Origin of the sequence: Pantoea sp. Ap-967 (genome assembly GCF_011752565.1) — a bacterium.
Classification (GTDB): domain Bacteria; phylum Pseudomonadota; class Gammaproteobacteria; order Pseudomonadales; family Pseudomonadaceae; genus Aquipseudomonas.
Window position 1 is genome coordinate 161,428 of sequence record NZ_VWXK01000008.1, and the last position, 12,589, is coordinate 174,016.

A 12,589-nucleotide genomic window follows, 5' to 3' on the forward strand; every position below is an offset into this window, starting at 1 on the left:
TACAGGAATATCACATGGCCGGAGGGGGCGCTGTGCCTGTAGGAGCGGGCTTGCCCCGCGAAGAGGCCGGGTTAGGCGACCGACTGCTTACAACAGTTCGAAGCTCTGCTGCTGCACCGCCTCGGAGTCGAGCCCGACCTGCACATTGAACTCGCCAGGCTCGGCCACCCGCTGCAGCTGGCCGTTGTAGAACTTCAGGTCATCCTCGCTGATGCGCATGGTCAGGGTGCGCGACTCGCCAGCCTTGAGCATCAGTTTCTCGAAGTGCTTGAGCTCCTTCACCGGGCGGCTCATGGACGCCGACACATCCTGCAGGTACAGCTGCACCACGGTTTCGCCGTCGCGCTTGCCGGTGTTCTTCACCGTGACCTTGGCTTCCAGGGTATCGCCACGCTTGAGGTTCTTGGTCGACAGCTTCAGCCCGGACAGCTCGAAGCTGCTGTAGCTCAGGCCGTAGCCGAACGGGTACAGCGGGCCGTTGGGCTCTTCGAAGTACTGCGAGGTGTAGTTGCCAGGCTTGCCCGGGGTGAACGGCCTGCCAATGCGCGTGTGGTTGTAGTACATCGGAATCTGCCCGACCGAGCGCGGGAAGGTGATGGCCAGCTTGCCCGACGGGTTGTAGTCGCCGAACAGCACGTCGGCAATGGCGTTGCCGCCTTCGGTACCGGAGAACCAGGTTTCCAGGATGGCATCGGCCTGTTCGCGCTCCCAGCTGATCGACAGCGGGCGGCCGTTCATCAGCACCAGCACCAGTGGCTTACCGGTGGCCTTCAGGGCCTTGATCAGCTCGCGCTGGCTGGCGGGGATTTCCAGGGTGGTGCGGCTCGACGACTCATGGGACATGCCCCGGGACTCGCCGACCACGGCGACCACCACATCCGACTGCTGCGCCGCCTTTACCGCTTCGTCGATCAGCACCGCCGGTGGGCGCGGGTCGTCGACGATTTCCGGGGCATCGAAGTTGAGAAAGTTCAGGTAGTCGACGATCGCCTTGTCACCGGTGACATTCGAGCCCTTGGCATATACAAGCTTGGCCTTGCCTTCGACGGCGCGGCGCAGGCCTTCGCGCACGGTAACCGAATGCATCGGCTTACCGTCGGCGGCCCAGCTGCCCATCATGTCGACTGGCGCGTCGGCCAGCGGGCCGACCAGGGCGATGGTGCCGGCCTTCTTCAGCGGCAGGGCCTGGTTGCGGTTTTCCAGCAGCACCAGGCTGCGCCGGGCCACGTCGCGGGCAGCGTCACGGTGCAGGCGGTCGTCGCTGTAGTAGTCCTTGAGGTCGGTGTCGGCCTTGCCGATGCGCACGTAGGGGTCTTTGAACAGGCCCATGTCGTATTTGGCGCCAAGTACTTCGCGCACGGCCTGGTTCAGCTCGTGCTGGCTCACTTCGCCGGATTTCAGCAGCCCTGGCAGCTCCTGGCCGTACAGGGTGTCGTTCATGCTCATGTCGATGCCGGCCTTGATCGCCAGCTTGGCCGCCTCGCGGCCATCGCGGGCCACGCCGTGGCGGATCAGCTCCTGGATGGCGCCGTGGTCGCTGATGGTCACGCCCTTGAAGCCCCACTGCTTGCGCAGCAGGTCGTTCATCAGCCAGGTATTGGAGGTGGCCGGCACGCCGTTGATCGAGTTCAACGCCACCATCACGCCGCCGGCACCGGCGTCGAGCGCGGCGCGGTAGGGGGGCAGGTAGTCGTTGTACATCTTTGGCAGGCTCATATCGACCGTGTTGTAGTCGCGCCCGCCTTCCACCGCGCCGTAAAGGGCGAAGTGCTTGACGATGGCCATGATGCTGTCGGGGTTGGCCGGGCTGCTGCCCTGGAACGAGCGGACCATCACCTGGCCGATCTTCGAGGTCAGGTAGGTGTCTTCGCCGAAGCCTTCACTGGTGCGGCCCCAGCGCGGGTCGCGGGCGATGTCGACCATGGGCGCGAAGGTCATGTCCAGGGCATCGGCGGAGGCTTCGATGGCTGAGGTGCGGCCAACCTTGGCGATGGCGTCCATGTCCCAGGTGGCGGCCAGGCCCAGGCCGATCGGGAAGATGGTGCGTTCGCCGTGGATGGTGTCGTAGGCGAAGAACATCGGAATTTTCAGGCGGCTGCGCATGGCGGCGTCCTGCATCGGCCGGTTTTCGGGGGCGGTGCGCGAGTTGAAGGTGCCGCCGATGCGCCCGGCGGCGATTTCTTCGCGGATCTTCTCGTGGGTCATTTCCGGGCCGATGCTGATCAGGCGCAGCTGGCCGATTTTTTCGGCTTCAGTCATCTGGCTGATCAGGTTGTCGATGAACGCCTGCTTGTCCTGCAGGGGCGGTGCGAGTGGGGCGGCAAGGGCCGCCTGGCTGGCAAGGCCCATGGCCAGGCCCAGCAAAGACAGTTTCATCATGAATTCCGTTGTCGAGGCCGGTGCCGTATCCACGGTGATACGCGCGCGGCCGAAGTTTTCAGGCGGCTATTGTTGTACGATTCGCATGCTTTTCTTCCAGCGGCCGATTATGCCTGAATATATCGCCAGGGGAGGAAGACCCGTATGCCGGGACCACAACTATAAAAACAGCCAAGAGATCCAAGGCATGACGCCCCTCAATGAATACGAGCAGCGCCGCATCGCCGAGGCCATCGCCCGGGTAGAACAGCGCACCGACGCGCAACTGGTGACCGTGCTGGCGCGGCGCGCCGATGACTACGCCTACCTACCGCTGTTCTGGGCCGCCGTGCTGGCACTGGTTGTGCCGGGCCTGTTGCACGGGCTGGTCGGCTGGCCTGGGGTGCGTGGCCTGCTGGTGGCCAATGTGCTGCTGTTCATCGGCCTGTGCCTGTTGCTGCGCCAGCCGCGCCTGGCCGACTGGCTGATCCCCCGCGCCCTGCGCCGGTGGCGGGCCTCGCGCCTGGCCCGCGAGCAGTTTCGCGAGCAGAACCTGCAGGGCACGGTGGGCTCCACCGGCGTGCTGATTTTCGTGGCCGAGGCGGAGCGGCATGTGGAGATCCTGGTTGACCAGGGCATCGCCCGTCATTTGGATGCCGCTACCCGGGCCGCGCTGGTTGGCCGATTTGCCGAGCAGGTGCGCCAGGGGCATACCTTGCAGGGTTTCGTCGACTGCATCGAGGCCTGCGGCGAACGGCTGGCCCGGCAGTTGCCACGCACCCATGCACGCAATGAGCTGCCCAACCGCCTGGTGATACTCGACTGAAGCAGATTGCAGGCCGCTCCCACAGGGCATCTGGCGCACGGTAGAATGTGCGATCCGCTATTCGAGGCACCGTTTCGCCATGTCCGCCAGTTCTTCCGCTTCCCCCGCACCGGATGCCCGCACCCGGTTCCTAGACCTGCTCAGCGCTGCCTTGCAGGGCAATACCCTGGTCAAGCTGGTACTGGCGCGCCATGTCGGCGCCGACGCTACCTTGCAGCGCATCATCGCCAAGCCGCTGCTGGTGAAGGGGCAGGCCAGCCTGTCGCTGGTGTACCGCCACCAGACCCGCGACATCACCCGCAACCTGCCGCTGGACCAGGCCCAGGCGCTGGTGGCCGAACTGCTGCCGGACAGCTTTCGCAATGCCCACCTGTTCGACGCCGATGGCGAGGTGCAACTGACGTTCAGCAAGAAGGGCAAGCCGATGCTTCAGCGCCATGGCGCGCAGGCGCCGCGTGAAGCTGCCGTAAGCGTTGGCCATGACCGTGAGAAGAAGCGCTACCTGGAGCTATCGCGCCCGTTCCTGCGCGACCTGGGCGTGACCGATGCCCAGGCGGCGCTGATTCCGTCGATGTCGCGCAAGTGGAAGCAGATCAACAAGTTCATCGAAGTGTTCGACCACGCCCTGGCCACTGCGCAGGTGCCTGCCGGCCAGGCGCTGCGGGTGGCCGACTTCGGCTCGGGCAAGGGCTACCTGACCTTCGCCATGCATGACTACCTGCGCAATACCCTGGGCCGCGAGGCGCAGGTGACGGGTGTGGAATTGCGCCAGGACATGGTTGACCTGTGCAATGCCGCGGCCGCGCGCCTTGAGCATGCTGGCCTTGAGTTCCAGTGCGGGGACGTGCGCAGCGTGGTGCCCGAGGCCATCGAGGTGATGATCGCCCTGCATGCCTGCGACATCGCCACCGACTACGCCATTCACACCGGCATCCGCTGCAACGCCGCGATCATCATGTGCTCGCCGTGCTGCCACAAACAGATTCGCCCGCAGCTGCACAGCCCGGGGCTGCTGCAGCCGATGCTGCAATATGGCCTGCACCTGGGGCAACAGGCGGAAATGCTCACCGACAGCCTGCGCGCGCTGTACCTGGAAGCCTGTGGTTACGAAACCAAGGTGTTCGAGTTCATCTCCCTGGAGCACACCAACAAGAACAAGATGATTCTTGCGGTGAAGCGCCGCCAGGCGGGCGACAACGCCGCCCTGCTGGAGAAGATCGCCCAGCTCAAGGCGTTTTACGGGGTGCAGGAGCACTGCCTGGAGACGTTGTTGCAGGCGGATCATCTGATACCGCAGTAGGGTTGCTGGCCCTACCGCGTCTCCTATGGAACAAATCGAAACTATCTGATTTAACAGATAATCCTGTAGGAGCGGGCTTGCCCCGCGAAGCAGGCGCCGCGGTGCATGGCACCGGCTGCGCCGGTGTTCGCGGGGCAAGCTCGCTCCTACAGGGAGTTGCATCGCCCTACGGGATTTGGCATGCCTTGGTTGTAGGCGCTCGCGATGCGCCCGCTGGGCGGCGCTAGCCGATTGCCAGTTCCGCCGCCCCCAACGGGTGCGTGCTGGCGTCGAAGAAGTGCAACGCCGTGCCCGTCAAGTTCCCGAACCGCTCCTGGTAATGCCGTTTCTGGTTGAGCACCGACGCTTCGCCCAGTGGCCGAATCGCAATCGACAGGTGCGCCGGGCGGGCCTGGCGAATGGCGTCCAGCAGGTGCTGGTCGCTGCTGTCCAGGTGCTGGCCGAATAGGCATACGCCCTGGTTTTCCAGTGCCAGTTGGCCCAGGCACCAGGCCAGGTAGTCCGAGTGGCGGATGGCGCGCAGCTTCTCCTCGCTGCGGTCCTCATTGACGAACAGCGGCACCTCGCCGGGGATGTTCACGGCGAAGCCGTGGAGCAGTTCGGCGCTGTCGGCGCTGCGCTGGCGTGTGGTGCCGTCGGGCAGTTTCAGCAGGTGCAGGCCACCGTGCAGGTGCAGCACGCGGGTGCCCTCGCTGCGGGTGCGGCGAACGTCGAAAAAGCCCTGTTCGTCGAACAGCTCGGCAAAGCCTTGTGGGGCCTGTTGCACGGCCCAGGGCAGGATCAGGTCGTAATTGCTGGTATAGACGCTGCGGTAGGCGCGCAAGGCCTGGTTGATCGAGGCCAGGGTGGCCTTGGGCACCCGCGCCCACGGTAGGTGCAGGGTGCGCACGGCGTGGATCAGGCCTTCCTTGATCGAGTAGTAGCGGTTCAGTGGCGCCGTGGAATTGATGGCCAGGGCGGCGTTGGCGCGCACGGTGTGGTTGAGCGTGCTCAGTACCGGTTCGAACAACTCGGTGCCCAGGGACTTGAACAGGGCCTGGTCGCTGATCGCCAGGCCTTTCTTGCGCCCGGCACGCTGGGCTTCCTCGTACAGCGAGAAGTAACCGAACGGTTTCCACAGCGCGCGACTGGCGCCGTTGCCCAGCAGCAGGGCTGTGCAGGGGTGGCGCTGATTGAGGTCTGACCAAGTGGCGAGGAGGGCGTCGAGAGCTGGCATGCGGGGTCCGTTCGATGATGCAGGGAGCGGCGGGGACTTTAGCATGTCATGCAAGGAGTGCGAGGGTTGCTGTTTCCAGCTGCGCCCTGTGTCGCCTGTACTGGCCTGTGCCTGCAGTCGCGCCGCCATCCTTTGTAGCAGATAACCCAGCCCTACGGGCTGCGCTGTCGCGCAGGGAACCGTGCCAGCAGTCGCACCGCGGTGCCTTAGTGGGAAAGTGCCTTCAGAACATGGTCGGGATCGTTGCGGATTGCTCGGAGCAGCGCTTTGGCTGGCCCGGTGGGTTCTCTGCGCCCCTGTTCCCAGTTTCTTAACGTAGCCACCTGGACATCGATCATTTCGGCAAAGCGTACCTGCGACAAACCTGTTGCTTGGCGAATGCGTCTGACTTGGAGGGCGTCGATTTCAAACAGCTGCGAGGGCGCGCGCTTGCCCTGAACGATCTCGTCCATTTGCTGGACGCTTTCCATTAGCTCTTCAAAGAACGTGCTCATGTGCGCCTCCAGTTTTCAATGATGTGCTTCAGTGCCTTGCGTTGCTCGGAAGACAACTCGGACTGCTCGTTTTTCGGGTAGATGTACAACATGGCGAGTTGTGAGTGTGAGGTGAAGTAGTAGTAAATCACCCGGGCTCCGCCACGTTTTCCACGGCCGCAGGCAGCAACGCGAAGCTTGCGTAGGCCTCCGGTTCCCTCGATCAAGTCACCGGACTCCGGTGCGGCCATCAGCTTGATCTGTAGAAGCCGATAGGCATCGTCCTCAAGGAGTTCCTTCACCCTTCTCGAAAAAATAGGTGTTTCAATGAAAAGCATAGCAGGATGTGCGCCATTGGCGTAGTCGCTGGTCGCACAGCGCTACGGGAAGGAAGATATCCTGGCGCATGAACCTACGCCGGAACGTTAGGCTAGTGGATCGCGCAATGGTTGGGAGCTAGCCCACTTCCGGTTCAGATGTAGTCCGTTTCGCTATTGCGCCCCCGTCGCTCCGCGCTGCCTGTTCCGCCACACCCGATACGCTCGAATCCCAGCCCGCACCGAGCCGAACAGCAATATGTCTTCCATCTCCCGGGCCATGCCTGAGCGCACCAGCATGCGCAGGAAGGTGCCGCGGGCGCGGGCGATGGCGAAGTGCACGCCCTGGGCGGCCAGGGTGTCGCGGACTTCGCGCAGGGCCGAGATACCGCTGACGTCGATGCTGCTCACCGCCTCGGCATCGAACAGCACAGCCTGGGGCTGGGCCTCGCGCTGCACGGCTTCGAGCAGGCGCTGCTTGAAGTAGTCGGCGTTGAAGAACAGGATCGCATCGTCGAAACGGTACACCACCAAGCCCGGCACCGTGCGCGCCTGCGGGTGCTTGCGGATGTCGACCTGGCCCTCGGTGCCTGGCAGCCAGCCCAGTACCGCGTCGGTCGGTTGGTAAATGCTGTAGAGCAGGCGCAGGATCGCCAGGGTCACGGCGAACACGATGCCCGGCAACACGCCCAGGCCCAGTACGCCCGCGGTGGTCAACAGGCACAACCAGAACTCGAAGCGGCTCAGGCGCCGGATACGGCCCAGCGAGCGCACATCGATCAGCCCCCAGCCGGCCATCAGCAGCACCGCGCCCAGTGCTGCCTGCGGAATCCATGCCATGGGCGCGGTGAAGAACATCAGGATCAGGGCGATCACCAGCGCGGCGATGATGCCCACCAGTTGGCTCTTGCCGCCGACCATGTCATTGACCGCGGTGCGCGAGTCGGCCCCGCTGATGGCAAAGCCCTGGGAAATACCGGCGGCCAGGTTGCTGACGCCCAAGGCGACGAACTCGTGGTTGGCGTTGATCGCGTAGCCGTGCCGAGCGGCGAAGCTGCGGGCGGTGAGCATGGCGCTGCAGAAGCTAACGGTGGCGATGCCCAGGGCGTCGCGCAACAGGCTTTTGGTTTCCGCAAGGTTGCTCTGCGGCCAGGCCAGGCTCGGCATGCCCGAGGGCACCGGGCCGAGGATGGCGACGCCGAAGCGGTCCAGGCCGAACAGGCCCGCCACCAGGGTGAACAGCGCTACTGTCGCCAACGCCGCTGGTAGGCGCGGGTAGCGGCGCGGCAGCCAGATCAGCAGCGCCAGCCCGGCCAGGCCAATGGCCAGGGTCAGCCAGTGGATTTCATTCAGGCGCTGGAAGAAGTTGACCACGCTGAGGACGAAACCATCGCCCTCGATCCTGAACCCCACCACCTTGGACAACTGCCCGGCAATCAGGCTCAGGCCGATGCCATTGAGGTAGCCGATCAGGATCGGCCGCGAAAAGAAGCTGGCAATGAACCCGGCCCGTGCCAGCCCTGCGCCAATCAGCATCACCCCGACCAGCACGGTGACGATCACCGACAGCTCGGCGATGCGCTGCGGGTCGCCCATGGCCAGTGGCGCCACGGCGCCGGCGATCATCGCGCAGGTGGCTGCATCGGGGCCGACCATCAATTGGCGCGAGCTGCCGATCAGGGCGTATACCATCATCGGCAGCACACAGGCATACAGCCCATATTGCGGCGGCAGGCCGACGATCTGGGCATAGGCAATGGCGATGGGAATCTGGATGGCGGCCACCGAAAGCCCAGCCTGCAGGTCGGCGTGGAACCATTCGCGGCGGTACTGCAACAGGTTGGCCAGGCCCGGGAGCCAGCGGGAGAGAAACATGCGTCGTCCTTTCGAAATGCTTCACGAGTCCATTGAGCATATGCGCCACTCGTCGTTGCGCATGCAAGCGGATTCAAGCGGATCGAAGAGGAAATGGCCACGGGCCACATCAATGAAAGGACAGAAACGAAAAAAGGAGCCTTGGCTCCTTTTGACAGCGATGACGTTGCTGGAACGCCATGCGGGGACTGCGAATCTGGAGCGGGTAGAGGGAATCGAACCCTCAACTAAAGCTTGGGAAGCTTTCGTTTTGCCACTAAACTATACCCGCATCTGGTGTACAACTTTTACCAGAGGCTTTTTACCAGAACCCTCCTCGAATTAGAAGCCCCGGTTATAAAAAGAGCCGCAAAAAGCTGTCGGCGCCCATAGCCTGCGGGTGAGGGCTACAGAACGCCGATGCGCTCAAATGGCAACTGCATGCTGGCCCTGCTGCATGAATGAATAAGACGGTTGGCGGGACTCGCGCACGGTGGGCTTGAGGAAATCGAGCATCACGTTGCGGGTGTCTTCGCAGGCGTTCTTGTTTTCCATATCAAGGAAGTGCCCGGCATCGCGAATCACGCTGAAGTGGCTCTTGCCAACGTGCTGGCCAAAATGGCGGGCATCCTCGACCGTGGTGTACTCGTCCCGGTCACCGTTGATGAACAGCACCGGAATGTCGATGTTGCGCGCACCTTTCAGGGCGCGTTCCAGGTCATGCTGCAGCACCTGGTTGATGTGGAAGTGCATCTGCGCGTACTCGTGGCTGTCCAGGCTGCTCACGTGGCGGTAATTGAAGCGCTTGAACAACGACGGCAAGTGCTTGCCGATGGTGTCGTTGACCAGGTTGCCGACCTGGTAGCGATCGCAGGCGGCCAGGTACTTGCAGCCACGCTCCAGGTAGTCGCGCATCGGTTCGTTGATGATCGGTGAGAATGAACTGACCACCGCCTTTTTCACCAGCCGTGGCTGGTGCGCCAGTGCCAGGAGGGTGCAGGCACCGCCCCAGGAGAAGGACATGACGTGGTCGCAGCGGAAGTGCTCGATCAACTCCAGCAGGATATGCGCCTCATCCTCCTTGCTGATCAGCCGTTCCTGGCGGTTGTGTGGCTTGGACTTGCCGGCATAGGGCTGGTCGTACAACACGACGTTGAATTGCGGGTGCAGATTGCGCACCGTCTGGGCGAACGATGCCGTGGTGGCCAGCGACCCATTGATCAGAATGATCGTTTTTTCGGCCGCATCCGCGCGATAGAACTCCGTGTAAACCCGATACTGACCTTGGACATCAAGTACAGCGATTTCTGGCCTCATGTCATCGACTCCTGGCGCAAAAAGGGTATTCGCGTCACCTAGGGTGCACGTTCTTTATGACAGGTAGGCATTCGCCTGAATTAAACCGGGGGGCCCTGTGTCGATCCTTGGCACGCATGTCGACGATTGTTTTTGGCGGGCAATTCACCGTGCCCCAACGCATCGAGGCATTGGGTGGCCGGCAAAAAGTGTCAGGGTCCACTGACTGTGACTGGTTGGTCACTCATGGACTGACGAAGATGGAGTCAAGCAGCGGGTCGGGAATCGCGCAAGTGCCGTTTGCGCAAATTTGTGACTCGGAGCGCTCAGCGGTCGTATGCCTGTATTACGGCATTCAGACCGAGGCGATTTCTTCCGCCGTCAGGGCCCGGAACTCCCCAGGTTGCAGGCAAGGATCGAGCCGGATCGCACCCATGCTTTCGCGGTGCAGGCCGATCACCTTGTTGTCGAAGTGGCCGAACATGCGCTTGACCTGGTGGTAGCGGCCTTCGACGATCGCCAGCCGTGCCTGGCGGGGGCTGAGGATGTCGAGCTGGGCGGGCTGGGTGGTGAGGCCTTCGAAGGCGAAATAGAAGCCTTCGCGGAACTTGGCCACGTAGTGGTCGGCGATGTCGTCTTCGGTGTGCACCAGGTAATGCTTGGGCAGCTTGGTGCCCGGCTGGGTCAGGCGCCGCGACCACTGGCCATCGTTGGTCAGGACCATCAGCCCGGTGGTGTTGAAGTCCAGGCGCCCGGCGATGTGCAGGCCGTCGCGCAGCTCGGCGGGCAACAGGTCGAGCACCGTGCGGTGCTGCGGGTCGTGGGTGGCGCTGACGCAGCCGACGGGCTTGTGCAGCATCAGGTAGCGGGCAGGGCGGCCGGCTTGCAGCAGCTGGTCGTCGACTTCTACCCGGCTGAACTCACGTACCTCGGTGGTTGGCTCGTATGCCACCTCACCGTCCACGCGCACCCGCCGTTGCACCAGCATGAGGCGCACTTGCTGGCGGTTGTAGCAGGGTAGGTTGGCGAGGAAACGGTCGAGACGCATGGCGAAAAGGGGGCAGAGGTGCGGGGGCGCAGTCTAGCGGTTTTCCTTTGGGTGCGGTGCTGGCTTCTTGATCCGATTTAACGAGGAAGCCTGTAGGAGCGGGCTTGACCCGCGAAGCAGGCGACGCGGTGGGTGGCACCGGCTGCGCCGGTGTTCGCGGGGCAAGCCCGCTCCTACAGGGGATTGTGGGCGGCGCCTCGCTCCAGGTCGTCGACTACCGCCGCGCAGCGCGGGCACAGGCAAGCCTTGTCGCGCAGTTCGGCCGGCAGGGCCTGGAGCACCGCGGGGTCGATGCTGACGCTGAAGCACCAGCACGCCTGGGTGGCGCTGCGCGGGTCGGCCAGGGCGCACTGGTTCAGGGCGCCACAGGCGGGGCAGTGCAGGCTGTCATTCATCGTCGGTTCCGGCAGATTCAGTGCAGACACGGTTGCGCCCGGCCTGCTTGGCACAATACAACGCGCGGTCGGCGCGGCTGAGCAAGGTGTGCAGGGTGTCGCCTTGCTGCAGGGCGCTGAGGCCGATGCTGGTGGTCAGGTGCAGCGCTTGCGCTTCGAAGCTGAAGGCCTGCTGCTCGGTGCGGCGGCGGATTTTCTCGGCCACCTCGATGGCCTGCCGGCCCTCGGTTGCGCGCAACAGCACGATGAATTCCTCGCCACCCCAGCGGCACAGTATATCCGACTGGCGCAGGCTGCCTTGCAGCACCTGGGCGAACTGGCGCAGCACTTCGTCGCCTGCCAGGTGGCCGTGGGTGTCGTTGAGGGTCTTGAAGTGGTCAAGGTCGATCAGCAGCGCCACCAGTGCCGTGCGGTCGCGCTGCGCCGCTTGCAGTGCCTGGGCGGCGAGCAGGTCGAAGCTGCGCCGGTTGGGCAGGCCGGTGAGGCTGTCGAGGGTGGCCAGGGCCTCGGTGCTGGCCTGGTGGCGCTTGAGCATGCCGTGCAGCAGCGACAGCACCACCAGGCTGATGGCGGCGCAAATGGCCAGGTTCAGGTACAGCGAGTGGCGAATGCGGTCGAGGGCGCCGGTTTCGCGCTTGTCCACCAGCAGGTACCAGTCCAGCTCGGGCAACTGCCGAACATTGAGAAAGTGGCTGTGGCCCTGGCTGTCGGTGTACTCGTGGCTGCCTTCGCCCGGCACCGGGCTTTGCCCGAGCAGGCTGCCCAGCTCAATGTTGTCGTGCAATGCCTGGCCCACCCGCAAGCCATGGGGGCCACCGTCGGAGCCTGTAAGCAGCACCTTGCCATGGGCGTCGGTGAAGAACACCGAGCGCTGGTAGCGCCGCTGGTAGGTGTCGATCAGTTTGACCACCGCATCCACGCTCAGGCCCACCCCGGCAGCGCCGATGAAGCGCTGCTGGTAATCGAGCACCTGGTAGTTGATGAACACGGTCAGGCTGTCATGGTTGGCCATGTCCAGGTCGACGTTGATTTCATACGGCTCTTTCGCGTCACGCAGGCGGAAATACCAGGCGTCGCGCCAGGTGCCGGGTACCACGTGCTTGAGCACGCCCTTGGCCTGGTAATAGGTAAGGCTGCGGTCGGACACGAAGAACGAGGTGAAGGTTGCCTGCTTGCCCATCACCTCGCGCAGGTAGCGGGTAATGCGCCCGGTGTCCTGTTCACCGGCCAGCACCCAGTCGCGCAGGAAGGTGTCCTGGGCCATCATCGAGGCGATCAGCACCGGGCGGATCAGGTCTTTCTGGATTTCCGAATAGACCGTGTCAGAGGTCAATGGCAGCTCGGTGTTGATGATGCCGTCGCGGATCGCGCTGCGCGAGGCGTAATAGCTGATCAACGAGGTGGCGAGAAAGCCGCAGGCCAACAGCAGCAGCAGGGCAAGGATCAGCGAGCGCTGCGAAAACAGGGCGGAGCGTGAAGGCATGATCTTCCCATGATGTGTGCCGA

At 63.6% G+C, this 12,589-nt stretch carries 11 protein-coding genes and 1 tRNA gene; 2 read left to right on the forward strand and 10 right to left on the reverse strand.

All coding sequences use genetic code 11. The annotated features are described in order from the left end of the window. Window positions 1-87: 87 nt before the first annotated feature. A complete protein-coding gene (gene bglX, locus F3J45_RS11195) occupies window positions 88-2,379 on the reverse strand; it encodes a beta-glucosidase BglX (protein ID WP_167061739.1) in 2,292 nt (763 codons plus the stop codon). 187 nt (window positions 2,380-2,566) lie between these two features. Here bglX and F3J45_RS11200 point away from each other — a divergent pair, with 187 nt between their 5' ends. Further along, complete coding sequence (locus F3J45_RS11200) at window positions 2,567-3,184, forward strand: TPM domain-containing protein (protein ID WP_167061742.1); 618 nt, start codon at window positions 2,567-2,569, stop codon at window positions 3,182-3,184. 79 nt (window positions 3,185-3,263) lie between these two features. Then, window positions 3,264-4,484, forward strand: a complete 1,221-nt coding sequence (locus tag F3J45_RS11205) for an SAM-dependent methyltransferase (protein ID WP_167061745.1) — start codon at window positions 3,264-3,266, stop codon at window positions 4,482-4,484. A gap of 223 nt (window positions 4,485-4,707) precedes the next feature. On the opposite strand, the gene F3J45_RS11210 is transcribed toward F3J45_RS11205, so the two are convergent. From F3J45_RS11210 to F3J45_RS11250, 9 genes are all read right to left on the reverse strand, one after another. Continuing rightward, window positions 4,708-5,700: a DUF4917 family protein gene (locus F3J45_RS11210; RefSeq protein ID WP_167061748.1), complete on the reverse strand. Its 993-nt coding sequence runs from the start codon at window positions 5,698-5,700 to the stop codon at window positions 4,708-4,710. Between the two features lie 206 nt (window positions 5,701-5,906). After that, complete coding sequence (gene nadS, locus F3J45_RS11215; protein ID WP_167061751.1) at window positions 5,907-6,194, reverse strand: NadS family protein; 288 nt, start codon at window positions 6,192-6,194, stop codon at window positions 5,907-5,909. Further along, window positions 6,191-6,511 (reverse strand): type II toxin-antitoxin system RelE/ParE family toxin, encoded by a 321-nt coding sequence (locus tag F3J45_RS11220; RefSeq protein WP_167061754.1) that lies wholly within the window; start codon window positions 6,509-6,511, stop codon window positions 6,191-6,193. The genes nadS and F3J45_RS11220 overlap by 4 nt, the downstream gene beginning before the upstream one ends. Window positions 6,512-6,664: 153 nt before the next feature. Next, complete coding sequence (locus tag F3J45_RS11225; protein ID WP_167061757.1) at window positions 6,665-8,365, reverse strand: SulP family inorganic anion transporter; 1,701 nt, start codon at window positions 8,363-8,365, stop codon at window positions 6,665-6,667. 197 nt (window positions 8,366-8,562) lie between these two features. Continuing rightward, window positions 8,563-8,636 (reverse strand) — tRNA-Gly (locus F3J45_RS11230). A 134-nt stretch (window positions 8,637-8,770) separates the two neighbouring features. Further along, window positions 8,771-9,661, reverse strand: a complete 891-nt coding sequence (locus F3J45_RS11235) for an alpha/beta fold hydrolase (protein ID WP_167061760.1) — start codon at window positions 9,659-9,661, stop codon at window positions 8,771-8,773. A 334-nt stretch (window positions 9,662-9,995) separates the two neighbouring features. Beyond that, window positions 9,996-10,688 carry a pseudouridine synthase gene (locus F3J45_RS11240; RefSeq protein WP_167061763.1) on the reverse strand — a complete coding sequence of 231 codons (693 nt, stop codon included), beginning with the start codon at window positions 10,686-10,688 and terminating at the stop codon, window positions 9,996-9,998. 173 nt (window positions 10,689-10,861) lie between these two features. Beyond that, entirely contained in the window at window positions 10,862-11,083 is a 222-nt protein-coding gene (locus F3J45_RS11245; RefSeq protein WP_167061766.1) for a cysteine-rich CWC family protein, read from the reverse strand. After that, window positions 11,076-12,566 carry a sensor domain-containing diguanylate cyclase gene (locus F3J45_RS11250; protein ID WP_167061769.1) on the reverse strand — a complete coding sequence of 497 codons (1,491 nt, stop codon included), beginning with the start codon at window positions 12,564-12,566 and terminating at the stop codon, window positions 11,076-11,078. Before F3J45_RS11250 ends, F3J45_RS11245 begins: the two co-directional genes overlap by 8 nt. Window positions 12,567-12,589: the final 23 nt, after the last annotated feature.